The organism is Actinoallomurus acaciae, from assembly GCF_042429965.1.
Lineage (GTDB): Bacteria > Actinomycetota > Actinomycetes > Streptosporangiales > Streptosporangiaceae > Actinoallomurus > Actinoallomurus acaciae.
Genome location: NZ_JBHLZP010000066.1, coordinates 1 through 24,453, shown reverse-complemented (window position 1 = coordinate 24,453; position 24,453 = coordinate 1). Strand labels below are relative to the sequence as shown.

Annotated in this window: 28 protein-coding genes; 16 read left to right on the top strand and 12 right to left on the bottom strand. The window is 69.6% G+C overall.

The window, feature by feature from the left end:
• From ACFFNX_RS12095 to ACFFNX_RS12080, 4 genes are all read right to left on the bottom strand, one after another.
• Positions 1-252, bottom strand: a 252-nt coding sequence (locus ACFFNX_RS12095; RefSeq protein ID WP_378199558.1) for a hypothetical protein, incomplete at its 3' end; no start/stop codon positions are given.
• 264 nt (positions 253-516) lie between these two features.
• Positions 517-1,002 carry a hypothetical protein gene (locus ACFFNX_RS12090; protein WP_378199555.1) on the bottom strand — a complete coding sequence of 162 codons (486 nt, stop codon included), beginning with the start codon at positions 1,000-1,002 and terminating at the stop codon, positions 517-519.
• Positions 1,003-1,148: 146 nt separating this feature from the next.
• Positions 1,149-2,507 (bottom strand): carotenoid oxygenase family protein, encoded by a 1,359-nt coding sequence (locus ACFFNX_RS12085; protein ID WP_378199552.1) that lies wholly within the window; start codon positions 2,505-2,507, stop codon positions 1,149-1,151.
• Positions 2,508-2,545: 38 nt separating this feature from the next.
• Entirely contained in the window at positions 2,546-3,100 is a 555-nt protein-coding gene (locus ACFFNX_RS12080) for a hypothetical protein (RefSeq protein ID WP_378199549.1), read from the bottom strand.
• 91 nt (positions 3,101-3,191) lie between these two features.
• Between ACFFNX_RS12080 and ACFFNX_RS12075 the strand changes: the two genes are divergently transcribed.
• On the top strand, positions 3,192-3,704 hold the full coding sequence (locus ACFFNX_RS12075) for a PadR family transcriptional regulator (protein WP_378199546.1): 513 nt from the start codon (positions 3,192-3,194) through the stop codon (positions 3,702-3,704).
• A gap of 45 nt (positions 3,705-3,749) precedes the next feature.
• Here the strand turns inward: ACFFNX_RS12075 and ACFFNX_RS12070 are convergent, their stop codons facing one another.
• Positions 3,750-4,352 carry a TetR/AcrR family transcriptional regulator gene (locus ACFFNX_RS12070; RefSeq protein ID WP_378199543.1) on the bottom strand — a complete coding sequence of 201 codons (603 nt, stop codon included), beginning with the start codon at positions 4,350-4,352 and terminating at the stop codon, positions 3,750-3,752.
• A gap of 76 nt (positions 4,353-4,428) precedes the next feature.
• Between ACFFNX_RS12070 and ACFFNX_RS12065 the strand changes: the two genes are divergently transcribed.
• From ACFFNX_RS12065 to ACFFNX_RS12055, 3 genes are all read left to right on the top strand, one after another.
• Positions 4,429-4,995, top strand: coding sequence for a TIGR03086 family metal-binding protein (locus tag ACFFNX_RS12065; protein WP_378199540.1), 567 nt, complete (start codon positions 4,429-4,431; stop codon positions 4,993-4,995).
• Between the two features lie 219 nt (positions 4,996-5,214).
• Positions 5,215-5,790: a hypothetical protein gene (locus ACFFNX_RS12060; protein ID WP_378199537.1), complete on the top strand. Its 576-nt coding sequence runs from the start codon at positions 5,215-5,217 to the stop codon at positions 5,788-5,790.
• 92 nt (positions 5,791-5,882) lie between these two features.
• Complete coding sequence (locus ACFFNX_RS12055) at positions 5,883-7,307, top strand: sensor histidine kinase (protein ID WP_378199534.1); 1,425 nt, start codon at positions 5,883-5,885, stop codon at positions 7,305-7,307.
• A gap of 34 nt (positions 7,308-7,341) precedes the next feature.
• Here the strand turns inward: ACFFNX_RS12055 and ACFFNX_RS12050 are convergent, their stop codons facing one another.
• Together ACFFNX_RS12050 and ACFFNX_RS12045 are read right to left on the bottom strand one after the other, a co-directional pair.
• Entirely contained in the window at positions 7,342-8,604 is a 1,263-nt protein-coding gene (locus ACFFNX_RS12050) for an RNA polymerase sigma factor (protein WP_378199531.1), read from the bottom strand.
• A 344-nt stretch (positions 8,605-8,948) separates the two neighbouring features.
• A complete protein-coding gene (locus ACFFNX_RS12045) occupies positions 8,949-9,236 on the bottom strand; it encodes a hypothetical protein (protein ID WP_378199528.1) in 288 nt (95 codons plus the stop codon).
• Positions 9,237-9,270: 34 nt separating this feature from the next.
• On the opposite strand from ACFFNX_RS12045, the gene ACFFNX_RS12040 reads away from it, so the two are divergent.
• Both ACFFNX_RS12040 and ACFFNX_RS12035 read left to right on the top strand, forming a co-directional pair.
• Positions 9,271-9,612, top strand: a complete 342-nt coding sequence (locus tag ACFFNX_RS12040; RefSeq protein WP_378199525.1) for a winged helix-turn-helix domain-containing protein — start codon at positions 9,271-9,273, stop codon at positions 9,610-9,612.
• A gap of 421 nt (positions 9,613-10,033) precedes the next feature.
• Complete coding sequence (locus tag ACFFNX_RS12035; protein ID WP_378199521.1) at positions 10,034-10,609, top strand: NUDIX hydrolase; 576 nt, start codon at positions 10,034-10,036, stop codon at positions 10,607-10,609.
• Here ACFFNX_RS12035 and ACFFNX_RS12030 read toward each other — a convergent pair.
• Positions 10,560-11,945, bottom strand: a complete 1,386-nt coding sequence (locus ACFFNX_RS12030; protein ID WP_378199518.1) for an NsdA family TPR-like regulatory protein — start codon at positions 11,943-11,945, stop codon at positions 10,560-10,562. The genes ACFFNX_RS12035 and ACFFNX_RS12030 overlap by 50 nt on opposite strands.
• Positions 11,946-12,109: 164 nt before the next feature.
• Between ACFFNX_RS12030 and ACFFNX_RS12025 the strand changes: the two genes are divergently transcribed.
• The 6 genes from ACFFNX_RS12025 (at position 12,110) to ACFFNX_RS12000 (ending at position 14,840) form a co-directional block, all read left to right on the top strand.
• Positions 12,110-12,445, top strand: coding sequence for a hypothetical protein (locus tag ACFFNX_RS12025; protein ID WP_378199515.1), 336 nt, complete (start codon positions 12,110-12,112; stop codon positions 12,443-12,445).
• Positions 12,442-12,753 carry a hypothetical protein gene (locus ACFFNX_RS12020; RefSeq protein ID WP_378199512.1) on the top strand — a complete coding sequence of 104 codons (312 nt, stop codon included), beginning with the start codon at positions 12,442-12,444 and terminating at the stop codon, positions 12,751-12,753. The genes ACFFNX_RS12025 and ACFFNX_RS12020 overlap by 4 nt, the downstream gene beginning before the upstream one ends.
• Before the next feature lie 149 nt (positions 12,754-12,902).
• The gene (locus tag ACFFNX_RS12015; protein ID WP_378199509.1) at positions 12,903-13,109 is read left to right on the top strand and encodes a hypothetical protein; all 207 of its coding nucleotides are present in this window, start codon (positions 12,903-12,905) and stop codon (positions 13,107-13,109) included.
• A gap of 21 nt (positions 13,110-13,130) precedes the next feature.
• Positions 13,131-13,937, top strand: a complete 807-nt coding sequence (locus ACFFNX_RS12010) for an SAM-dependent methyltransferase (RefSeq protein ID WP_378199506.1) — start codon at positions 13,131-13,133, stop codon at positions 13,935-13,937.
• Positions 13,938-13,989: 52 nt separating this feature from the next.
• Complete coding sequence (locus ACFFNX_RS12005) at positions 13,990-14,340, top strand: helix-turn-helix domain-containing protein (RefSeq protein ID WP_378199503.1); 351 nt, start codon at positions 13,990-13,992, stop codon at positions 14,338-14,340.
• Positions 14,341-14,522: 182 nt separating this feature from the next.
• A complete protein-coding gene (locus ACFFNX_RS12000; protein ID WP_378199501.1) occupies positions 14,523-14,840 on the top strand; it encodes a hypothetical protein in 318 nt (105 codons plus the stop codon).
• 942 nt (positions 14,841-15,782) lie between these two features.
• Here ACFFNX_RS12000 and ACFFNX_RS11995 read toward each other — a convergent pair.
• A complete protein-coding gene (locus ACFFNX_RS11995) occupies positions 15,783-16,118 on the bottom strand; it encodes a YciI family protein (protein WP_378199498.1) in 336 nt (111 codons plus the stop codon).
• Positions 16,119-16,351: 233 nt separating this feature from the next.
• Here ACFFNX_RS11995 and ACFFNX_RS11990 point away from each other — a divergent pair, with 233 nt between their 5' ends.
• From ACFFNX_RS11990 to ACFFNX_RS11980, 3 genes are all read left to right on the top strand, one after another.
• Positions 16,352-16,774: a DoxX family protein gene (locus tag ACFFNX_RS11990; RefSeq protein WP_378199495.1), complete on the top strand. Its 423-nt coding sequence runs from the start codon at positions 16,352-16,354 to the stop codon at positions 16,772-16,774.
• A gap of 157 nt (positions 16,775-16,931) precedes the next feature.
• The gene (locus ACFFNX_RS11985) at positions 16,932-18,881 is read left to right on the top strand and encodes a CHASE3 domain-containing protein (protein ID WP_378199493.1); all 1,950 of its coding nucleotides are present in this window, start codon (positions 16,932-16,934) and stop codon (positions 18,879-18,881) included.
• A gap of 71 nt (positions 18,882-18,952) precedes the next feature.
• A complete protein-coding gene (locus ACFFNX_RS11980; protein WP_378199490.1) occupies positions 18,953-19,909 on the top strand; it encodes a helix-turn-helix transcriptional regulator in 957 nt (318 codons plus the stop codon).
• Positions 19,910-19,967: 58 nt separating this feature from the next.
• Here the strand turns inward: ACFFNX_RS11980 and ACFFNX_RS11975 are convergent, their stop codons facing one another.
• Positions 19,968-21,599, bottom strand: a complete 1,632-nt coding sequence (locus ACFFNX_RS11975) for a SpoIIE family protein phosphatase (RefSeq protein ID WP_378199487.1) — start codon at positions 21,597-21,599, stop codon at positions 19,968-19,970.
• A 182-nt stretch (positions 21,600-21,781) separates the two neighbouring features.
• Between ACFFNX_RS11975 and ACFFNX_RS11970 the strand changes: the two genes are divergently transcribed.
• Positions 21,782-22,609, top strand: a complete 828-nt coding sequence (locus ACFFNX_RS11970) for an SAM-dependent methyltransferase (RefSeq protein ID WP_378199484.1) — start codon at positions 21,782-21,784, stop codon at positions 22,607-22,609.
• A gap of 36 nt (positions 22,610-22,645) precedes the next feature.
• On the opposite strand, the gene ACFFNX_RS11965 is transcribed toward ACFFNX_RS11970, so the two are convergent.
• Both ACFFNX_RS11965 and ACFFNX_RS11960 read right to left on the bottom strand, forming a co-directional pair.
• Positions 22,646-23,932 carry a hydroxyacid-oxoacid transhydrogenase gene (locus ACFFNX_RS11965; protein ID WP_378199481.1) on the bottom strand — a complete coding sequence of 429 codons (1,287 nt, stop codon included), beginning with the start codon at positions 23,930-23,932 and terminating at the stop codon, positions 22,646-22,648.
• Between the two features lie 32 nt (positions 23,933-23,964).
• The coding region (locus tag ACFFNX_RS11960; RefSeq protein ID WP_378199478.1) for a zinc-binding dehydrogenase at positions 23,965-24,453 on the bottom strand (489 nt) is incomplete at its 5' end.

The following is a 24,453-nucleotide window of genomic DNA, read 5'->3' as shown; positions in this document are numbered from 1 at the left end:
CGGGGTGACGTGGCCGGCGAGGTGGGCGCGCAGCTCTTCGGCGAGCGCCCGGTCGCTCTCCGGGTCGGCCAGCGACCGTTCCGTCCGCTCCGCGGCACGCTCGGTCCACTCGGCGACCTTGGCGGCCGCTCCGCCGTCGACGGTCACCGGCGTACGGGGCGGGCCGCCGCGCCGGCGGCGTACGACGCGCCGCCAGGAGGCCGGCATCTCGAAGGTGTCCTCGTCCGGAAACGGAAAGTCAGTGGCGTTCATACCTGTTCTCACGACTTCGGGGGCGTACAGGGATCATCTCGGCCATGCGTCAGCACTCGCCCGCCCACCGACGCCCGGTCGGGAGGAGATGGCGACTCGTTGCGGGGAGACGCCGTGTGGCGCTCCCGGCACGGGGATCTCGAAGATCTCCTCGTCGGGGCCAGCCACCGGCTCTGCGTACCGCACGCGTGCCTCCACAGAACGTCTGTTCGAGCGGTTCGCGCGTCACGGTAACGAGGGGGTCCGACAGTCTCCGGGCGGGTTTCAGGCCTCGTACTCGAGCTTGAACTCCGCCAGCACGACGTCCAGCGACCGGGAGGCGTTGTGCGCGACCCGGAGCCCCAGCGGCACGTCCGGGGAGACGAAGATGGCCCACGACTTGGCGAAGCACTGCATGCCGGGTGAGGCCCTGCGGTGCTCGGTGCAGGTGGTGTCGATCTTGCCCAGCGGGTCGCGTGCGAACTGGTCGCGCAGTTCGGTGGCCGCGCCGCCCGAGGCGGTCTCCCACTGGATCATCGCGTAGAGCCGTCCCCACGCCTGGTGGCCCGGCCAGATCAGCGCGCTCGCCCGGTCGGAGGGGAACGGATGGCGGGTCCCGCCGCGCGTCTCGGCGTGCATGTTGTCCGGGTCGTAGCTCTCCGCCGACCCGTACGGGAAGGGCACGAGGTGGTAGGCATCGCCGGACGCGACGGACAGGGAGCCGCCGTCCCGCTCGGCGTCGAACTTCAGCGAGCAGACGTGCTGCGCCATGCGTCACCTCCATCGGCCGCGACGGCCGTTCAGGGGCCGTACGGGGAACACAGGCCACCGTACGACCCCGAAGCCGCCGAATACCGGCATATGGCGGAGCGCGTCACCACAGGTGTACTCGGGCCCGAGGCGACAAGCTCAGTCCATCAGGGCCGGACGGCCGACAGGTCGGCGAGCCAGTTGCCGTGGAAGCCGTACGGGACGCGGGTGGGCAGGTGGACGCTCGCCACCGGCGGCGCGGCCAGGTCGTCGGCGTTGAGGATGACCAGGTCGCTGCGGTCGGTCGCGGCGTCGTAGACGTAGGTCAGCAGCCAGCCGGCCCCGCCCGGCACGTCGTCGGCCGGCGCGAAGGACGCCTCGGCCGGGAAGCGTCCCGGCCCGAACTCGTGGGCGGCGACCGTACCGGTCCGCAGGTCGTACCGGAGCAGCGCGCCACCCTCCGCGCCCCCGCCATCCGTGGTGACGTGCCCGAACCGGGAGTCCAGCCCGACGAGACGGTCGTCGACGCGCGGGAACTCCGCCACGCGGTCGTCGATCTGCTCCTCGTGCACCGTCCCGGTGGCCGGGTCGAGGGTCCAGCGCCACAGCGTGGCCCGCTCCGCCACGCCGCCGGACCGCGGACCGCCCCGCCACAGCTCGGCGTAGCGCATGACGTACACGACGATGCGGTCGCCGTCGTCGTGGGCGTTGAGCGGGTGGAAGACGTAGCAGGGGTCGATGTCGAGCCAGCGGACCGTCCCGTACGGGTCGTCACGGCGCAGAACGCCCAGGCGGGCGCCGTACCCGTCGTCCCAGCGGTACGGCATGGTGCCGGCGAGCGCCAGCTCCAGGTCGAACACCACGGGCAGGTCCATGAAGACGACGTGGCCGGCGGTGAGGTTGAAGTCGTGCAGCATCGTCGGGCCGGGCACGTCGACGGGCCGGCTGACGACCAGGTCGCCGGCGGCGTCGGCGCGGTGGTAGGTGAGGTAGGGCGCCTCGATGCCGTACCCGAAGAAGTGCATCTCGCCGGTCGCCGGGCAGGTCTTCGGATGCGCGGTCATCGCGGTCGTCAGCCGTCCGCCGAAGTCGTACGGGCCGGCCGTGTCGAGGTCGCAGATCCCCGGTGGCAGCGGCGCGCTCCCGGACAGGTGCAGCTCGTGCGGGAAGGACGACTCGACCAGCGCGAGCGTACGCCCCGCGTGCCGGACGACGTGGGTGTTGGCGACACCGGCCGCCAGGTCGAGGCGGCCCTCCCGGTCACGCAGCGGCGCGCCGTCGGTGAAGGTCTTGGTGCGGACCCAGCGGTTGCGGTACGAGGTGGCGCGGCCACCGTCGAGGCGTACGCCGTGGATCATGCCGTCGCCGAAGAACCAGTGGCCGGAGGCGGCGTCGTGCGGGTTGGGGCCGTTGCGGAGGTACCAGCCGTTCAGGGCGTCCGGTACCCGGCCGGTCACGGGCAGGTCGTAGGCGGTGAGCTCTTCGGCGACGGGGGCGTAGTTCCCGGCGAGGTGCGCTGCGGGCATCGGCTTGCTCCTTGCGTTCTTCGGGGGTTCTTCCTCGGTCAGGCGCGCTGGGCCCTGGCCTGGACGTGAGAGACGTAGCGCTGGGTGAAGACGATCGGGATGACGAGCGCGGCGACCTGGACCGCGACCGTCGCGGCGACGTTGCCGTGGGCGGCGTCGGCGACGACGGCCAGGACGACGGCGGCCACGACGAACGAGGCGGTCCACACCGACGTGATGATCGTGTTGACCCGGATGAAGGCGGGCAGGTCCCAGTACTCACGCGGTGTCGTCTGCTTGGCGATGCCGAGCGTGAACGGCCGCCGGACGGCGAGGGAGACCAGTGCGATGAGCGCGAGCGTCCCGTTGGCGAGCGCGGCGGAGTAGGGGTGCAGGCCCGAGTGCGGATCGGCGAAGGCGACGACCGTGAGCACGGCGAAGAAGACCGTGGAGCCGATCTCAATGATCATCGCGTCGGCGCCCCGGCCCGCCCGTACCTGCATGGCGACGAGGACGAGCGCGACGACGAGGGCGGCGAGCGCTCCCCACTTCCAGCCGCCGGAGGGGATCACGGCGTAGACGATCCAGGGGAGGAAGGTGCGGACGTACGTCATCGTGGGCTCCTGAGGCGACGTTCCTGTTTCGACATGTCGACAGTAGAAGCTCTGGTCACGACATGTCAATATTGGAATGTAGTCTGGCCGCATGAGCCTACGACACGCCCTGCTCGGACTCCTCGTCGACCGCACGGCGAGCGGCTATGACCTGCTGAAACTCTTCGACACCTCGTTGGCCAACGTCTGGCCGGCGACGCAGAGCCAGATCTACGCCGAGCTCAACAAACTCGCCGACACGGGCCTGATCACCATCGCGACCGAGGGACCGCGCGGGCGCAAGCAGTACACCATCACCGGCGAGGGCCTCGCCGAACTGCGCCACTGGCTGACGGAGACCGAGCCGCAGCGCAACGTGCGCAGCGAGGTGCTGCTCCGGGTGTTCTTCCTCGGCGTGGTGAGCCGGGACCAGGCCCGGAGCCACCTGACGGAGCTGGCGGCGGGCTTCACCCAGGAGGAGAACGCCCTGCGGGAGCTGGAGAGCGACATCGAGTGGGACGAGGGCGATCTTTCGGTGTACGGCCGGATCGCCTTGGAGTACGGCCTGCGTTTCAACGCCATGCGCCGCGAGTGGGCCGAATGGGCCGCCGGCCAGGTCAGGTGACGGACCCGCCCGAGGCCCGCCCACCCGGGCAGGGCACCGCCGGCATCATCGGTCGAGGCCGGCCGCGTGGCGCATCGCGCTCCGGGCGCGGGCCGGGGCCGAAGAGTCTTCGAGCAGTTGGATCTCCTGGTTGACGGCCATCGAGAGTCCGATCAGCGTGGTGGCGACCTCCTCCGGCGGCCGGTGGGGGCCGGGCGTCTCGGCCTGGGCGGCGGCGACCTCCGCGACCAGGCGTTCACGCCAGGCGCCGACGGCGTCTCGCAGCCGGTCGCGCAGTGGACCGGGGCGCCCGTCGAGTTCGGACGACGCGGCGGTCACGAAGCATCCACCCGGAAACGGGCAGTCGGCCAGGTAGTCCACCCACGCCGTGATCAGCCGTTCGAGGCGGCTCCGGCCGGGCGGCAGGTCCGCCAGTGGTTCGGTGACCGCCGACCGGAAGATCGTGCCGGAGTGTTCGAGGGCGGCTTCGAGCAGCTTCTCGCGGGAGCCGAACGGGCCGACCAGCCCGGCCTTGCTCATGCCGAGCCGCTGCGCGAGGGACCCGACCGTCAGACCTTCCAGGCCCAGCCGGGACGCCTCGTCGACCGCGGCCCGCACGATCCGCGTACGGGTCCGCTCCGCTTCGGCCACCGAGTTGCGAGGAGACATGCGAAGGATTATAGCGAACGGCCGTACGCTAATGTTTTGGCGTACGACCGTTCGCCATACACCTGGGAGTGAACCCGTGGACGTAACCGCCCTGCTGCGCCTGGACGCGACCGCACTCGCCCTGATCGGCCACGACGTGGCCCTGATCCCGGACTCCGCGTTGACGAACCCGACGCCCTGCGAGGGCTGGACGGTCGCGGATCTGCTCCGCCACATGAACGAACGCCACGAGGCCGTGACCCAGGCCCGGCTCTCGCCCCTGGACGAGGAGAGCGACGACCCCCGCGATGACTTCGCGCGCATCACGGCGCGCTGGGTCGCCGCCATCGAGCGGACCGGCCCGACCGTGAACCTCCCCGGGAGAGGCCCGACACCGACCGAGCGGGTACTCGGCATCCACCTTGTCGACATGCTGGTGCACCGCTGGGACCTGGCCCGCGCCCTCCAGACCTCACCGTCCGTGCCGGACCGGCTGACCGAGGCCGCACTGCCGCTCGCCCGCGCCAACACCGCCCCCGGCAGCCCGCTCAACGGACCCGGCGGCGTCTACCGCCGCCCCCTCGCCGCAGACCCGGAAAGCGCCGCGATGGACCAGATCGTCGCACTCCTCGGCCGCGACCCCCGCTGGTCCCCTGCGGAGTGAGCCCGGTTCAGGCCAGGGCCACCGGACGCGCCCCGCCGCCCGGTGACCCCGCGGTCACCCAAGGCGACGACTTCCGGCCCGCTGACCTGGGCCGGAACCGGTCAGCCGGGCGCACCGCACTCGCCGGCCGGGGTTACCCTCGGTTCTGCGATCAGTTTGCAGCGGTCCACCCGAGTCGGCTGGAGTCCGCCGCGCGCAGTTCCGGGGAGATCGGGGATCATGACACGCAAGGTGGTCGGAAGTCTCATTCTGGGTCAGGCCGTCCTCTACGTCGGCCTGCTGATGTGTGTGGCCCTCAAGCCGGACGGGCTCGGCGCCAACGACGGGATCAGCTACTACGGCATCTTCCGGCAGACCGTGGTGCCGTACGCCGTCGCGATCCTCGGCCCCGGGTACTGCATCTGGACGGCGCTGCGCACGGCGGCGCCGTTCGCGCCCGCACCGGTCTACCTGCGCCGCATGGCGAACGGCCTCGCCGTCATGTCGGTACTCGTCGTGCTGACCCCGTACAGCGCGAACCTGGTGTTCGACTGGGTGCACACCCTGGCCGGCACCGTCCTGTTCGTGCTGCAACTGGTGCTCGGCCTGCGGCTGCTCGGCTGGAGCGGCGGTGACGGCTGGACCGCCGGGTTGCTGCTGGCGCAGTTCCTCAGCGGTGTCTTCTGCGCGGTCTATGTGCTGCCCAAGCACGGTTTCCTCCTCCAGGGGCAGGTGGCGTTCCAGGTCGCCTTCGGGGCCCTGCTCGTGCGCACCATGCGCCTTTTCGTGCCCCAGGCGATCGCCCAGACCACCTGACCAACCCCGCGCTCGGCGCGATGCCTCCGTGCACGTAGAGTGACGATATCCACGTCCGAACGCGGGCCGGCCCCTCACCGGCCGGGGGAGAGATGAGGGCACGAGTCCTACGACAGTGGTTCGGCGGACGGTGGTCCCTCACCGCCCGTCTGGCGATGGCGAGTGCGCTGCTGTCGCTCCTCGTCGGCGGTGTGTTCAGCTACCTCATCCTGGCGATCGCCGGCATGCGGGACGCCGCCACGCTGGACCGTTATTCCCAGCGCACGCTCGCCTCCGCATACGACCTCGAACGGATCGTCATCGACCTTGAGGCCGGGGGGCGCGGGTACCTCCTCACCGGCGACGAGGCGTTCCTGGTCCCCTGGACGGCCGCGCGGGACCGCTTCGAACCCCAGGCCGACGAGCTGCGCAGACTCTCCGCCCGGTACTCCCCGCAGGAGGAACGCGCCGACAAGATCACGCGGGACGGCCGCGCGTACATCACGCAGTACTCCGACCCGCTCGTCCGCGACGTACGGCAGGACCTGGTCTCCGTGACGACTCCCGCCTTGGCCGAAGAGGGGAAACGTCGCGTTGAGGCACTCCGAGCGGATTTCAACGATTTCGTTCGGTTCGAACAGAAACGCGCGGCGGAACGGAGCGAGCGTTCCCACGAGGCGGCTCGGCGAGCCGTCTTCGTCGCCATCGGCGGCGCCGTGGGGTCGATCCTGCTGATCACCGGCTTCAGCGGCTACCTGACGCGCCGGGTCGTACGGCCGATGCGGCGCGTTTCACTGATGGCCGGCGAGGTCACGCGGGGCAACCTCAACGTACGGCTGCGCGAGACGGGGAAGGCGGAGATCGGCCACCTCGAACGCTCGATGAACATCATGGCCCGCTCCCTCAAGCGGAATCGCGACGAGCTGATCGCCTCACGGGCCCGCATCGCCGCGGCCGGGGACGCCGCACGCCGCCGTATCGAGCGCGACCTGCACGACGGGACGCAGCAGCGGCTGGTGGCACTCGGGCTCGAACTGCGCCTGGCCGAGGACGACGTGCCACGCGACCAGACGGCTCTGCGGCGACGCCTGTCGGGGCTGGCGAACCAGGCGACCGATGTCGTACAGGAGCTGCGGGAGCTCTCCCGCGGCATTCATCCGGCGATCCTGACGAGGAGCGGCATCGTGTCCGCCATCACCGCGCTGGCCCGGCGTTCGTCCCTCCCGGTCGAGACGGATCTGCAGGTCGACCACAGGCTGCCCGAACGCACCGAGGTGGCCATCTACTACGTCGTGTCCGAGGCGCTGACGAACGCCGCCAAGCACGCCCATGCCTCCTGCGTACGGATCACCCTGACGGCGACTGACGGGGAGGTGCACCTGACGGTGCACGACGACGGCATCGGCGGCGCGGACCCCGCGTGCGGGTCCGGGCTGATCGGCCTGCGGGACCGCGTCGAGGCCGTCGGAGGCACGGTCGAGATCAGGAGTCCGCCCGGCGACGGCACCACGCTGCGCGTGTGCGTTCCCACGCGGTGACGGCGGCCTGCGAAGACGGCAGGGTCTCGCGACGTCACGGAGCGCACGCGGCGGCGCGTTCGAGCAGGAGGGTCCGCTCTCGCGCGTTCCGCGTGAGCGAGGCCGCGCGCTCGTACTCCGAACGCGCCTCGGTGGCGCGGCCGAGCCGGGCCAGCAGGTCGGCGCGCACGCTCGGCAGCAGGTGGTACCTGGCGAGCGCCGGCTCCCCGGCGAGCCGGTCGACGTGTTCCAGCCCCCGGGCCGGGCCGAACGCCATGCCGAGGGCCACCCCGCGGTTCAGCTCGACGACCGGCGAGGGCGTCAGCCGGGCGAGCGCCCCGTAGAGCGTCGCGATCCGTGCCCAGTCGGTCTCCTCCGCGCTCCCGGCCTGCGCGTGGCAGGCGGCGATCGCACCCTGCACGACGTACGGGCCGAGCGGGGCGCCGATCCTCTCGGCGCGGAGCAGCGCGGCGAAGCCGCGGCGGATCAGGAGCCGGTCCCAGCGACCGCGGTTCTGCTCCAGGAGCGGGATGGGTTCGCCGTCGGGGCCGGTACGCGCCGCCGCGCGTGACGACTGGATCTCCATGAGCGCGACGAGGCCGTGCACCTCGGGTTCGTCCGGCGCCAGCTCGGCCAGGATCCGGCCCAGGCGCAGCGCCTCCCGGCACAGCGCCGGGCGCATCCAGTCGTCGCCGGCGGTGGCGGAGTACCCCTCGTTGAAGACGAGGTACAGCACCTCCAGCACCGAGGACAGCCGGGCGGCGCGCTCATCCGCCGGCGGGACCTCGAAGGGGACCTGCTTCTTGGCCAGGGTCCGCTTCGCGCGGACGATCCGCTGGGCGACGGTCGGCTCCGGCACGAGGAACGCCCGGGCGATCTCGTCGGTCGTCAGGCCGCCGAGCAGGCGGAGCGTGAGCGCGACGCGCGCCTCGGTGGACAGCACCGGGTGGCAGGAGATGAACATCAGGCGCAGCAGGTCGTCGCCGACCTCGTCGTCGAGCGCGGCATCGACCTCGTCCTCGGCGGAGTCCTGCTCGGTCCGCAGCTCGTGGCCGAGTTGCTCCTGCCTGCTCTCGAGACGGATGTCACGGCGGACGCGATCGATCGCCCGGTTCTTCGCGGTCGCCATGAGCCAGGCGCCCGGGTTGGCGGGGACGCCCGACTCCGGCCACTTCTCCAGGGCGACGACGAGGGCGTCCTGTGCGAGTTCCTCGGCGACGCCGACGTCGCGCACGATCCGCATCAGGCCGGCGATGATCCGCGCCGACTCGAGCCTCCACACCGCGTCGATCGCGTGGTGGACATCCGAAGCGGTCACGCGACCGATCAGAGCATCCCCGCCGACCGGGCGCAAGCGCGGCCGAGGCCGGCGAACAGCACGGTGGCTCCAACAGTCTCCACGTCGTCTGTGACCACGTGACCTGGGCGATCGACGGCCGAACCGTCAAGCGGGGGCACTCCTGGCTCACCGCCCTCGCGCAACAGCCCTTCCCCGGCGGGCCTCATCGCGGCCGCGGCAAGCACAGTACTGCCCGGCTCAGGGCCCGAAGACCTGCCGGATGGAAGGCTGTGCGGAGCTTGAGACGGTATCGATGCAGGTCAACGGCATGGTTGCCCATGCTGTGCTGCTTGCGTGTCAACATCCTGTCATCGCTCCATATTTTACCTGTTCAGCGCATTGAGTCCCGCTTTGCTGCCCAGATCAGGCAGCCGTCGCCAGCGCTGGAGTGTCAGAGAACGCTTGGCCGATCGCCTGGCGGAAGCAGGTAGCCCCGTCGCCTTGCGTGCTTTGGCGAAGGGCTTCCGCAGCTTCTCTGCGTAGGCCGCCGTGCCGTCAGCGCGGGTGAACACGAGCGCCGCGCGGTGGAGAGTGTCGCCGTCGCTGCCCATCACGTCCTGTTCGGCCGGAGGCACCAGCGCGCGGTGTTCCCGCAGCGCGTCAGCGACCACCCGAGGCAGCGGTACGACGCGATTGGACTTGCGGGTGTGGCGACAGGTCGCCGACGACCTACGAACCCAGATCCTCAACGGCACCTACCCCGCCGGGCAGGTCCTGCCCTCAGAGGAAACCCTCGCCACCGAATACGGCGTCTCCCGCCCCGTCATCCGCGACGGCATCAAGACCCTCGTCGCCGAAGGACCCGTTGAGATCCGCCGCCCTTACGGCAATCTCGTACGCACCCCCTACGCTGCCCCGACCCACACCAAGCGCGTCACCCCAAGCTCCGGCCCCTGGCGAGACCTGGAAGAACCGACCTTCTACCGCACCAACGCCACCGCCGACCACGCCGAGCTGCTCGCCATCCCCCCGGCGAGCCGATGCTGACCCGCGAAGCCCTGCAACAACACCACGGCATCCGCCGCTACCACCGGCTCTACATGCCCTTCAGCGTCGCCGAACACACCCCATGGGTCGACAACCCCACCCACCGCCCACACAACAGGTCTACGACCACTTCACCGAGCAAGGCCAGAGGCTCGCATGGACCGAATACGTACGCGCCCGCGCACCCATCGGCGACGAAACCCAAACCCTCACCCCACCACCAGGAACCCCACTCCTCATCACCCTCCGCACCACCACCGACACCGCCGCCGATCACCCACTCATCCTCGAAGAAACCCGCCAACGCGCCGACCAAATCCAACTCGCCTACAACCTCTAGCCCGCCTGACCACAGCTGTGGCAAGACCTGGATCCGGGGAGCGATGACCGCCCTCCTACGCGTACCAGATAGCGTCTCTCTGTGACCAATGAAGCCCCCTCTGAGCAGACGCGGTGGACAATCCACGGTGAGCGCCTCGTTGACGAAAACCCGCACATCCGTCTCTCGATTGCCAGCGTCGAGCTACCGGATGGGAAGCACTTTGAGCAATACGTATTCCGGATGCCGCGCTGTGCCATGACGGTCGTACTCAACGAACCGGGTACGCACATCCTGTTGATCTGGCGGCATCGGTTCATCGTCGACAAGTGGGATTGGGAGGTACCGGGCGGCTATCTCGATCCGGGCGAGGACGGCCCCACTGGCGCGGCCCGTGAGGTGGAAGAGGAGACGGGGTGGCGTCCGCGCAAGGTTGACTTCCTCCTCACCTTCCAACCGGCAATCGGTTCAGCGGACGCCCCGCAAGACGTCTACGTAGCGCGCGGTGCCGATCTCGTGGGCAGGCCCGAGGCTGACGAAGCCGAAGAGGTGCGATGGGTGCCGATCGACGAAGCCCAGGACATGATCAGCCGTGGCGAGATTCTCGGCGCGGCGACCGTTATCGGTGTCATCCATGCCGCCGCAGGGCGGGCAGCCTCGCCTCCGCATAGGACCTGAACTCGCGCACTTCGACCTCGCCTTCGTGGAGTGCGAGCTGAGCCAGTAGGTTGCGGATGTACGTGATTGCTCGCGCAGAGTCCAAGCTTCCCGTCAGGTCGACTGCTTCGCGTCCCCGTACACATGCCTGCGACAGCTCGCCTTGCAGGGCGTATCCGATGGCGAGTAGGGCGATGTTGAATGCCTTGCCACGAATGTATCGTGGGTCCATTTCGAGCGACCGGAGGGCATATTTTTCGGTTTGCACACCCTGGCCCAGCGCCTGGAAGCAGTGTGCGATTTTAGCTGCAAAATATGCCTCGTCAAAATAGCTCAGCCATGCGGGCGGCTCACTTGCGGTTGCCTGACTGAATACCGTCTCGGCCCGTCGAAGAGCCCGAGAGCATGACCCGGCATCTTTCCGTAGTGCGTGGCCATGCGCCTCCATAACGATACCTTCGGCCTGGAGGATCGAGAGCCCCGCGCGCCTCCCTGCCAGTTGGGCGGCCTGTGCCATGTCAATCGCTTGGTCCGGTCTGGCTACATAAATTGCCTGATGACTCATGGCGGCGAGGATTTCCCCACCCAGCGCCTCGTCATCGGCAAAACGCGCCATCGTGAGTGCTTGAACAAGGTATCGTTGTGCGAGGCCCTGCATTTCCAGGTCGTACGCTTGCCAGCCCGCCAGTTGGGCCAGCTCGGCCGCAGCCGAGAACAATTGCCGCCGTACGCTATCCGTACATCGACAGTCAAATAAAAGTGGCGCAATATCTGTATGAAGATATTCGACAACTGTCGGGCGAATGCGTCCGCCGCCGAGTCGATTGTCAAGTACTCGGAAGGCTCCCGTCGCTTCCCGGATTTCTTCTACTTCGGCCATACCGATATTACGGGTTCCCTTGCCGGGTGCCAGGGTGGTGCGGGGCGCGACAAGCCAGCGAAGCGCCGTAGATGAGTAGGCGACCAGATCGAAGCTGGACCTGATGAGCACGCGTCGCTGTTCAAGATCGCTCGCTGAAAGGCCATGAACGACCCGAGCCGCGTCCGAAGGCGTCTGAGACATTTCCAGCGCCGCTTGGTCCGGAAGCCGCTCGTGTGCCATCCCGAGATCTGCTGAGGAGACCGGACGGCCGAGCGCGACACTGAAAATCTCTGCAAGAAGACTCGGAGTCGGCGGTCGTGGCCGCTCACCGCGAATCCAGCGCTCCACCGAGCTGTGGTTGTACCGCAGGTTCCGGTACCCCCGGACCTCTCCAAGATCCACGATGCGCTTTGCAAGACCCTTGTGCGAGAACCTCGCCTCTGAGATCAGGCCGGCGAGCTGATGATTTGTCTGCTTCGGTCGTTGCGCCATCATCCCGCCTTCTGCGTCTCCAAACTCCCGTCAGTGTGCCACGTGCGACAGCGCACACACGAGCGGCAATGTCTCTTGCACGCCCCCCTGTTCACACACCCGCCCGGTACGCACGCGTGGTGAACCGGCCCCGATATGCGGTTGCCTCCTAGGCGAAGGGAGGACCCATGCCGAAGACCTCGAAAGAGCGCATCGCGGAGCAGTTCCTTGCCGCCGCCGACGACGTGGCCGACGGGCTCCGGTCTCAGACAAAACTTCACCTCATCGCCGAGTTGTGTCGCGCATTGGCCAAGCTGCCCCTAAGCGTGGGCATGGGCGACGCGCGGCCAGCAGCCTTCGTATACGGCCCAATGCCCCTTTCGGTCACGGTTGATGACCTATTGGAGTACTTCGTGTGGTGGGATGGCCAGCACCGGCACCCCGTCTCCGATCCGGTGGGAGCGGCCCAGGTCATCGAGCAACACATCACCATCCGGCGATCTGAAACGGGGAAGTCATCATGACATCGCTCGGCTCACACCAAGAGGAGACGGCAGCCGGACCGCCGGAAGAGCGCTCAAACCCTGAGGTTGAAGCACTCTCTGATCTGTTTCGCCGGTTGACCGAGTTGGGGTTGGACCTCGATTCGACGGACACTCGGCTAGCGATCGTGATCTCCGGGCCGGAGCCTTTGGCACTCTCGATTGATCGGCCGGGAGAATTCTTCCTGTGGCATGAGGTCAAGGAGACTCATCCGGTCACCGAGTCCGCTCAGGTGGCCCGGCTGGTGGTCGAACGCCTGGGCCTTCGGTCTTCCAGTGCGGGCGAGTAATCGTGATCACCGCCCGGAGATCGACCGGTCGGGCCGCCGTCAGTTCCTTGCCCCGCTGTGCCAGGTCCGGCCGGTCCAAACCGAAGGCGAAGGACGTCGCGCGCCGAGAGGAGGCCCGGCGGATCCAGGAGCAACACCGTCGCTGGTTCGTGATGTGGTCTGCCTGGCATCGGACGTTCACGGCGTTCAGCCTCTTCACCCTCGGTCCGCTCGTCCTCGATGAGCCGACGTCCGGTGAGCTGCGCAAGGCGATGCGGCGCGCCGAGCTTCACCACTGCCCCACGCTCATCGACGGCCTGAAACCCATCATGCCTGACGCCCTCGACTCAGGCGCGCACGTGGAATCACTGCCCTGACCAGAAAGAACAACACCATCCATGTGCTATCACTCCAGCTCAGCGCCCGCGTTCGACGTCAACACGGCGACCCCGGCGCGCGTTTATGACTTCTATCTCGGTGGCAAGGACAACTTCGCCGCCGACCGGGAAGCGGGCGAAAAGGTCTTTGATGTCTTCCCCGACGCGCCGCGACTGGCGCGGGCGAACCGTAGTTTCTCGTTGCGCGCCGTCCAGCAGTGCGTCAATACCGGGGTCGACCAGGTGGTCGACCTGGGCACGGGAATCCCGACGTCACCTAACGTTGCCGAGGTAGCCCGCGCCGCCAACCCGGACGTACGTGTGATCGGGGTGGACAACGATCCGGTGGTGTTGAGCCACCAGCGCGCGGAAGCCTCACTCGGTGGTTACGCGATCGTCCAAGGCGACGTCCGCAGGCCGTGGGCGATCCTGGCTGACCCCGTGTTCAACCATGTAATCGACCTGTCGCGGCCGGTCCTGGTGCTGTGCACGGCGGTCCTGCACTTCATCCCCGATGCCGAAGGACCGGAACGGATCATCAGAGCTTTCACCGACGCTATGGCCGCCAGGAGCTTCCTCGCCCTGTCCGCGGTGACCTCCAGTGACACCGATCCCGCCGTCATCGCGGGGATCCAAGACGCCTACCGCAACGCCACCGCGCCGGCGATCTTCCGTCCCGCCGAGCACATCACCTCGTGGTTCCACGGGCTGGAACTCCTCCGTCCCGGTGTGGCGGACGTCTCCCAGTGGCCGGGCCGGATTGGGTTCCCCACGACCGTGCGGATTCTGGGTGGCGTCGCACGCAAGCCGTCCGCGTACCAGCCGTGACAGCGCGCCGCATGTCTTCCTCTCCCCGTATTCAAGTTAGATCGGCCCCCTCGTGCCCTACTCCGGTCCCTCTCCCGATGATGACCTGCTCCGACCGCGTGAAGTTGCCGAGATGTTCGGCGTTCGTACCACCACGATCGCCCGATGGGCACGCGAAGGAATCCTCGCCTCGCTGTTCACCCCAGGTGGCCATCGTCGTTATCGCCGCGCCGACATCGTCGCGGCCGTGGCGTCCCAATCCACCGGTTCGAACGACCAGCAACAACGCGAGCAAGACGCCGTACGCCTCTATGAGCAGGGATGGCCGATCCGGCGCGTCGCTGAAGAGTTCGGCGTCAGCTACAGCGCCATGCGCCGATACCTCATGAAGAACACGACCTTGAGAAATCGCGGAGGAAGATAACGCCCGACACACCCCTGGTAGGGGCCCGGGCCACCCCACTCATCTTGGCGGACGACAGGGGCGGCCCGGATGGGAAACCCGACAGGTCCCCGGTGCCCGACGGTACCGGGGATGCCACCGTGTGCGACTCCCCGGAAAGCGCCGGATGCGAATCCGGCCAGACGAAGGGAGCCCGATCACCGGTGGACCCAGACGACCCCCCAGACAGCACAGCACAAGCCGCAGAACCCGCCCACATCCTCACCGAGGGCATCGCCTACGTCCGAAGTTGGGCACACGCCGCACGCGCCGCCGCCGCGCTCGAAGAGGAGCTACGGACCCTCGGATTCTCCGACGCCGTTCCCTACCTACGCGCCGAGGTCAACGCCTTCGGTGTCGGGACCGTCGAACTTGGCCGCATCACCCCTGACACCGCCTACACCCTCGCCGCCCTGCTCGCCCACGCCCGCACCCAACCCACACCCGCGAAGGAGGACACCAACCATGGGAACGCCGCATGAACCCACAAACCACGTCCGCGCCACGCGAGGCCAGCATCGAGCGTGTTACGAATTTCCCTACACAGGTCAAGAACACGCGCCCTAACGGGCGCGCGCCACCACCCGCGAATCGCCATGCACACAGCCGGACGGGACCGCCGGACCACGGCCTGCGGGCGGCGCTCCGCGCCGTCCTCGGCCGGGCCGACGGCCCGGCCGCTGGGGAGCGCCACACATCGCAGCACACCCCGCAGGCGCTTGTGCCCGTACGAGGCACGAACTATCCGACCTCCTCAAAAGTGCATTTTTCTGCGCTGAGCGCTGACGACTTCACTCGGCTCCCGGCAGACTCGATGGTTCGGCACCTACTTCGAAAGGGGCAAGCCGTGAATGATGATCATGACAACCCCAACCACGCGACCTTGATGAACCGGGAAACGTTCAAGCACATGTGCACTTGCGGCGCGAGTGATTAGCAATCACCTTTGACAGCTTGCTCTACCGCGACGTGCAGTCCCTTCCAAGAGACATTCGGCTGTTGGTTCTTCGTCCGCACTGCCTAAATGTCGCGCTACCCCTGACGTGTGGCCCAAAACGTCCAGTCGTCTGGCTTGCGGCGAGCCTCCTGCGGGAGCGCTCACTCGGATTTTGCGGGCAGCGGCAAGCCGAGCCCGTTCGCCCGGCAAGGCTAAGCGCCCCGCCCTCACCGCAAGCCAGACCACTGGCCGCCCCGGTCCCCCTCCGCAGCGCGCCGCCTGCCCGACAGCGCCAGGACTCCCTACCTACAGGGGCGAAATGCGGTCATCGCCTTGTCATCAACACGTCAGTCAGAGGGGGCGGGCTGCACCCGAACGGACCCTAAGGGACCCGAAAGACTGCCAGGCACAAGACCCCGAAAGGCGGGTTGACCTGGGCAGACATGACCGCACCGGAATACACCGGACCGGACCGATGCCGCCCAGGTCAGGGCCCGAAGACCTGCCGGATCTCTCCCTCGCCGTCGCCGACGATCGACCAGAACCGCTTGGAGAGCTCGATCGCCTCCTCCCGGGACCGGACGTCGATCAGGGCGAAGCCGACGACGGCCTCCTTGGCCTCGGCGAAGGGCCCGTCGGTGACCGTGACGTTGCCGCCGGAGCTCTTGATGTGGATGCCGTTCGGGTCGAGTCCCCCGGTCGCGAGCAGCACGCCCGCCTTCGTCATCTCCTCGATGAACTGCCCCATCTCCATCATCAGCTTCTCGTCCGGGGGGTTGCCGGTGGAGGACTCGTCGCCCTTGGTCATCAGCAGGAATCGCATTCGCCTGTCTCCTTCTGCGTGCTCGAAGCGTGTTCGAGGCGGTCACGGCCGGTGTCCGATCCCGGCCTTCACCCACGCGTCGAACGGGACCCGGCCGGATCGACACCTCCGCCCGGAAAAGTCTCCGAAAGAAATTTAGGCGAGGGTGTCGATCCGGCCGTCCCTCGTTCGACGCGTGAGCACGAGGCCGGGTCGAGACACGATCTCCGGCCGTTCGACGAGAGGACACAGACATGAGCACCCGGCCCCTCACGACGCCCGCCACGACGACGGACCGGCGTACGGCCGTGCACCGCACGCTGTGGGCGGTCCAGATCCTGCTGGCCGCGTTCCTGCTGATCGCCTCCGCCGCGCCCAAGTTCGCCGGCCAGCGGGACGCCGTGGAGACCTTCGACCAGATCGGCTGGGGCCAGTGGTTCCGCTACCTCACCGGCACCTGCGAGGCCTCCGGCGCGATCGGCCTGCTCATCCCGCGGCTCGCCACGCCCGCCGCGATCGGTCTCATCGGCCTCATGATCGGCGCGGTGCTCACCCAGCTGCTCGTGCTCGCTCCGGCGTGGGCGCTGCTGCCGGCGTCGTACGGCGTCCTGTTCGCGATCATCGCGTGGTACCGGCGGGACGGCTTCCAGGCGCTCGTGAGCCGCCTCCGGCGCTGACCGCCGGCCAGGGCGCGCCGTGACACCCCTGATGCTGGAGAAACGCCTGGTCAACCGGTTGATCGGGGAAGCCGCCTGCGGTCGTCAACCGGTCATTCTCCGCCGTAGAGTGACAGGCAGGAACGCGCCATCACGGGGCTGTTCGGGGGGATGACCAGTGGGCGCACCGGCGCTACGCCGCGCCCGGTCGGCGTCCGGTCCGCGGCGAGGACTGACCCGGCGCATCGTCGTCGCGAGCGGCGTCGTCATGCTGCTCGCCATCGGGGCGTACGCGCTGCTGTTCTCGGTGATCATCGACCTGCGCGACTCCACTTCGGTCGCGAACCGGTCCAAGGCCGTCCTGACCTCGGCGAACCGGCTGGAGCGGCTGGTGACCGACCTGGAGACCGACGTACGCGGGTTCATCATCAGCGGTGACCGGCGGCTGCTGGCACCGGTGGCCGACGCCCAGGGCGACGCCGTCAAGGAGGGCCGGAGGCTGGAACAGCTCACCGCCCGGAGTGATCCGGCCCAGGTCGGACAGGCACGCCGCATCGTGAGCGACACCGAGGCGTACGTACGGGACTACTCGGTTCCGCTGCTGGCGGCGATCGGGCAGCAGCCCGCCTCGGCACGAGAGCTCGCCACGATCGCCGAGGGCGAGCAGCGCCTCCAGCCGTTGCGCGACGAGTTCGACCGCTTCATGGCCGCGCAGCGGGACCTGGTCGAGACGCACGAGAATCGTTCCAGCACCGACGCGACCCGGGCCACGGCCATCGCGGCGGCCGGCGCGTGCGGCGCGCTCCTGCTCCTCCTGCTGTTCTCCGGATACCTGACGCGCGCCATCCTGCGTCCGGTGCGGCGTGCCGCGGCCATCGCCGGCGACCTGGCCGGCGGCGACCTGTCGGTGCGGATCCCCGAGGTGTCGCACAACGACGTCGGGGTGCTCGAACGGACGTTCAACGTGATGGCGGGATCGCTGGAGGCGGACCGGCGACAGCTCCGGAGGGTCGTGGAGGAACAGGCCGCGCTCCGCCGGACGGCGACGCTCATCGCCCGTGGCGTGTCACCGACGGAGATCTTCACCGCGGTCGCCAGCGAGCTCGGCCGCGTGCAGGGCACGCAGTACGCGGTGATCAACCGCTTCGATCCCGCGCTCACCTCCACCTCCGTCGGTTACTGGACCGCCCCCGGCGCCCCGGACATCCTGCCTCCGGAGAACGGCCGTTGGCCGCTCGGCACCGACAGCGCCGCCGGGCAGGTCGCCAAGACGGGCGCACCGGCGCGGGTGAACACCGACACGTCCACGAGTCCGATCGGCGCCTGGTCGCGCCGCAACGGGATCCGGTACGTCGTGGGCGCCCCGATCACGGTCGGCGGGCGCCTGTGGGGCATGATCGCGGTGTTCTCGCGCGGGGAGCGGCCGCCGCCGGACAACACCGAGGACCGCCTCGTGAAGTTCGTCGAGCTCCTCGCCACGGCGATCGCCAACGCCGAGAACCGGAACGAGCTGCTGGCCTCCTCGGCGCGGATCGTCGCCGCCGCCGACGAGGCCCGGCGCCGCATCGAGCACAACCTGAACACCGGGCCGCAACGGCGCCTGACCGCCCTCGGCAAGGAGCTGCGGGACACCCAGGCGATCATCACGCCGGAACAGGACCAGCTGAGAGCCCAGCTGGCCAGGACGGTCAAGGGCGTGGACAGCGTGCTGGACGACCTGAAGGAGATCTCCCACGGCCTGCATCCGGCGGCGCTGTCACGCAGCGGCCTGCGGCGCGCCCTGGAGTCGCTGACCGAGAGGTCGGAGGTGCCGGCCCGGCTCGACATGAGCGTCGACCGGCCGCTGCCCGACCACATCCAGGTCGCGATCTACTACACCGTGTCCGAGGCGCTCACGAACGTGGCGAAGTACTCCCACGCGTCCGCCGTCGACATCGGCCTGGCACTGGAGCAGGGGACGCTGAGGCTACGGATCGACGACAACGGCATCGGCGGGGCCGACCCCGCCCGCGGCTCCGGCCTGGCCGGCCTGAAGGACCGCATCGAGTCGCTCGGCGGAACGATCGAGGTGATCAGCCCGGCCGGCGGCGGCACGTCTCTGGACGTCGACATACCGATCCCGTCCTGAATCGGCCGGTACGGAGACGGCTCCCGAATAGCGGCCGGTTTCTGACCGCTGGCGCGTGCATGATGGAGACCATGGCGAACACGAGCTCGCGGACCCTGCGGCTGCTCTCCCTGCTGCAGACCCACCGGTACTGGCCGGGCGCCGAGCTCGCCGAACGCCTCGAGGTCTCCGTACGCACCCTGCGCCGCGACGTCGACCGGCTGCGCGAACTCGGCTACCCGGTGGAGGCCCAGCGGGGCGTCGACGGCGGCTACCAGCTCGCGCCGGGCGCCGCGCTGCCCCCGCTCGTGGTCGACGACGACGAGGCGATCGCGCTGGCCATCGGCCTGCGCGCGGCCGCCCAGGGCGCGGTCGCGGGCATCGAGGAGTCCTCGATCCGCGCGCTCACGAAGGTCGTCCAGGTCATGCCGCCCCGGCTGCGCCGACGCGTGGACGCGCTGCGGGCCGCCGCGGTGCCCGCGGTGTGGAGCACCGGCCCGACGGTCGACTCGGGCGTGCTCACCACGGTGGCCCAGGCGTGCCGCGACGAGGTGCGCCTGCGATTCTCCTACCAGGCGCACCACGGCGAGCGGACCGCCCGCTTCGTCGAGCCGCACCGGCTGGTCTCGCTCGGCCGCCGCTGGTACCTGGTGGCGTACGACCTGACCCGGCAGGACTGGCGCAACTTCCGGCTCGACCGGCTTGAGGACCCGCAGAGCACGAGCGAACGCTTCCGTCCGCGCGACCTGCCGGGCGGAGACCCGGTGGCGTTCGTCCGCGCCGGCATCGACGCGATCCCCACGCCGTACACGGTCGAGGCGATCGTGCACGCGCCGGCCGAGCAGGTCCGCGCCCGGGTGGGCACGTGGGCGACGGTCGAGGAGGACGGCGACGGCCGCTGCCGCCTCCGGATGACCGCCGAGTCCCTCGCCTGGCCGGCCCTGGCCCTGGGCATCGTGGGCGCGGAGTTCGAGCTGATCGACTCACCGGAACTGACCGACCTCATCCGCGAATGGGCCACCCGTTTCACCCGTGCCACCGGCGCCTGAGCGTGCCCGGCCGGGCCGCTCACCTGACTCTCAGGCCGCCCGAGACCTCCAGCAGGAGTCAGTGGGGTGGCTCGGCGGGGTCGGGCTCCAGGCGGGCCAGCAGGAGGGTGGCGTCGTCGGCGCTCTCGCCGGTGTGCAGGTGCTTGACGATGGTGTCGCAGGTGCCCTCGATGTCGGGGGACACGCCGGGCAGGAGGGAGCGCAGCTCCTCCAGTCCCGCGTCCATGTCGCGCGTGCGGCTCTCGATCAGGCCGTCCGTGCACAGGATCAGTGTGCTGTCCTCCGGCACTCGCAGTTCCAGTGCCTCGTAGCTGGCCTCCCCCACGCCCAGGGGCAGGCCCGGCGGCAGGTCGAGGATCCGGGACGAGCCGTCGGCCGCCGCGATCACCGGAGGGACGTGGCCGGCCCGGGCGATCGTGAGGAGGCGGCTGCCCGGGTCGCAGAGGGCGTACACGCAGGTCGCGAACTGTGCCGTCGTCAGCTCCTGGGCGATCTCGTCCAGGTGGCGCAGCAGTTCGGCCGGGGGCAGGCCGAGCCGGGCCAGGATGCGCACGGCCGTACGGAGCTGGCCCATGACGAGCGCGGCGGCGGTGCCGTGGCCCATGGCGTCGCCGACGACGAGCCCGACCTTCCCTCCGGGCAGCGGGATGGCGTCGTACCAGTCGCCGCCGATCCGGCTGGTCTGGCCGACGGGCAGGTAGCGGTGGGCGATCCGCATTCCCGGCGGCGTCTTGAGCGCCACCGGCAGCAGGCTGCGCTGGAGCGTCTTCGACGTGCGGCGTTCGCGGTCGTACAGGCGGCCGTTGTCCATGCAGACGGCGGCGTGGTCGGCGATCCGGCGGGCGAGGCCGCCCTCGCCGGTGCCGAAGGGCCGGTCGCCGGGCCGGCGGGCGAGGACGGCGAAGCCGAGGACGTTGCCGCGCGCGATGAGCGGGACGGTCAGGAAGCTGTCGTAGTTCAGCGCGTCGTTGATGCGCGGCCGGATCGACAGCCGGTTCTTGAACCGGCCGAACGTCGCGCTGTCGAGCCCGGTGAAGACGATCGGGCGGCCGGTGGTCATGCTGCGGACGATGGGCGTGTCGACCGGGAAGGCGATCACCTCGTCGGCGGGGAACGCCGAGGACCACTCGAGCTGCGTCCGGTCGGAGACGCGCAGCGCCATCCGGCGTACGACGACGCGGGACTCGCTGTCCTCGTACGAGGGGAGGTGATCGTCGACCAGGAGGCGTTCGAGGAGGTAGACGCCGGCCCCATAGCAGAGGCGGGAGACGAGGGCGTCGGCGAGCTCGCGGGCGGTCTGCCGCAGGTCCAGCGTCGCGCCGATGCCGAACACCGTCTGGTCCGGTTCGTCGGGCGAGGGGTCCCGGTGCGGCAGCGCGCTGATCCCCACGGTGACCTCGCCGGTGGCCTCGGTCACCGGTTCCCAGCGGAACTCCACCGGGACCGCGTCCCCGCCCGGCAGCCGTACGGGCAGTAAGGTCACCGAGGCCGTTCCGGCGGCGGCGCGCGCGACGGCGGCGTCGAACGCCTCGCGGTGTTCGCCGCCGAGGACCGCGTCGCACAGGTCGTGCCCGCGCACCTCGGCGTCCGTCCTGCCGAACAGCTCGGCCGCGGCCGGGCTCCAGCGCAGCACCTGACCGGTCGCCGCCACGCCTAACGTGACGAGCGCACTCAGCCCGGGGATGGTCACTCGGTCCTCCTCAGCGCGCATCAGCGCCGAAAATCGTCCTACTCCGGTATTTGCCGAACTATGTTCGCATATGCCGCGCACCCATCGACCCGCGCCGTGCCAGCATCTAGGCTGACCGGTGGCCGGACGTTCTGTCAGCATTCCGGCCGACACCATGGCACCGGTACACGAATGGCGGGCACGTGGAGCACGAGAGCTGGGCACCTCCGGAAGTGGACGTCGAGCGCGCCAACGTGGCCCGGATCTATGACGCCCTTCTCGGGGGCTCGCACAATTTCGCCGTCGATCGGGACGTCGCGAGCGCACTGACCGCGATCGAGCCGACATCACGCGACGCCGCACGCGCGAACCGGCAGTTTCTCGGCCGGGCGGTCAGGTTTCTCGTCAAGTCTGGAATTCGACAGTTCCTCGACATCGGGTCCGGCGTCCCTACCTTGGGAAACGTGCACGAGATCGCGCAATCTGCCGCCCCGGACGCCCACGTGGTGTACGTCGACACGGACCCGATCGCGATCGCGCACAGCAAGTCGATCCTGACCGGCAACGACCGGGCCACGATCGTCCACGCGGACCTGCGCGAGCCCGACGTGATCCTCTCCCACCCCGACGTGAAGCGGCTCATCGACTTCGACCGGCCGGTGGCGCTCCTGCTGGTCGCGGTGCTGCACTTCATCACCGAGGAGGAGCACCCCGGAGACCTGGTACGGCGGCTCGCGGACGCCCTGGTGCCCGGCAGCCACCTGGTCATCTCCCACGCGACACATGACGGCCGCGCCCCGCAGGTGGGCGAGGCCATCGAGAAGCTGTACTCCCGCACCTCGGCGCCGGGCCGGCCACGCGACCACGCGAGCGTCCAGGCGTTCTTCGACGGCTTCGAGATCCTCGAGCCGGGCCTGGTCTACCTCCCGCAGTGGCGTCCCGAGGAGGGCGACCTGACGTTCGAACGCCCCGAGGACGCGTGGGGGTACGCCGGGGTCGGGCGCAAGAACCGACCAGCACCGCGTTCATGAACACCGGCCCGGCCCGGCTCGGGCCGGCCGCCGAGGTCACCAGAGTGCGAGGGAGCGGGTGAAGATGCCCGCGATGTCCTCCTCGGTCACCTCGCGTGGTGCGGTGGCCAGCAGGCGCTGTTGTTTCATCGTGCCCGCGACCAGTTCCGGTACGTCGGACTCGGTGTAGCCGGTCGCCCCGATGCCGTTCGGCAGGCCGATGTCGCGCATGAGGCGCAGCAGGGCCGTCGGCAGGTACTCCGACGGGTCGCCGCTCCGGTCGAGATCCGGGTCGAGCAGTTCGGCCGCGCGTACGTGCCGGTCCGGGCCGGCCTCGAAGGTGAACCGGAACGCCTCCGGCGCCGTCAGGGCCACGGCCATGCCGTGCGGCACCATCGGCTCCTCGTCCGGGTAGCCCTCGGGGTGGAAGTCCTTGACCTGGCCGGCGATCGGGTACGCGTCCGCGTGCGGGAGGTGCACGCCGGCGTTGCCGAAGCCGAGCCCGGCGAAGGTCGCGGCGAGGGCCATCTCCGTACGGGCCGTCAGGTCGTCGCCGTCGCGCACCGCCGTACGGAAGGAGCGGGCGATCAGCCCCAGGGCACGCTCGGACCACATGTCGGCGACGGGGTTGGCGCCGCAGTAGGGCACGCGCTCCTCCGGCCGCTTGCGCTCGTAGGAGTCGTACGGCCGGGCCGTGTAGCTCTCCAGCGCGTGGCAGACGATGTCCATGCCGGCCGAGGCGGTGACCCCGGCCGGCTGGGTGCGGGTGAGTTCGGGGTCGACCACGGCGAGCGTGGGCCGCAGGCGCGGATGGCTGATGCCGGTCTTGACCCGCAGGTCCAGGACGTCCAGCACGCAGACGGTCGTGCTCTCCGCTCCGGTACCGGTCGTGGTCGGCACGGCCACCAGCGGGTTCAGCGGACGCGCCGGGGCGCGCCCGGCGCCGATCGGCGGGTTGAGGTAGTCGGCCAGCTCACCGTCGTTGGTGGTCAGCAGGTTGATCGCCTTCGCCGTGTCGATGCTCGACCCGCCGCCGACCGCGACGATGGCGTCCCACGGACCGGTCTCGCGGGCGTACGCGACGGCCTCCTCCATCGAGGCGTCGGTCGGCTCGACGCGCACCCGGTCGAAGACCTCCGCCTCGATCCCGTACGCCTTCATCTGCTCGGCGACCCGCTGCGGCCCGCCCGTCGCCGCCATCCCGGGGTCGGTGACCACCAGAACGCGCCGCGCCCCGTACTGGCCGAGGTCGTAGCCGATCTCCGCGGAGGAACCGGCACCGAACTTCAGCTGCGGCGCGCCATAGGTGAACACCGACTCGGGATTACCAGGCAAAAGAGGCATATTTCGGATCCTCCGATCGCCGCCGTTCCATGTCAACGCATGGCGGCGCCCGGCACGAGCACGGCGAACTCCAGCCCGGCCGCCCCGGCGGCCAGCTTGATCGCGCCGGCCGGGTCGTCCAGGCCGACCGTGCGCGGCGCCAGGACGTCCAGGTCCAGCGTTCCGGCGGCGACCATGCGCCACACGTCGAGGATCGTCTCCGGCGGGTACATCCACGAGCCGCGCACCGTGAGCCGACGGCGCATGACGTCGCCGTACGGCAGCGGCAGGTCCTGCCTCACCCCGCCGATCAGCGCCATCGACCCGCCGGGACGCAGGGCGTCGAAGCCGGTCAGCGTCGGCTCCGGGCCGGGCACGGAGCCGAGGGCGTCGATCACCACGTCCACCTCGCCGATCGCGGCGGCGTCGCGGGCCCGGTCCCCGGTGAAGGCCACGGTCCGCACGCGTGGGTCCACCCCGGCGAGCCGGTCCAGAACGGCGGCGTTGCGGCCGACCGCGACGACCCGGGCGGCTCCACGGGC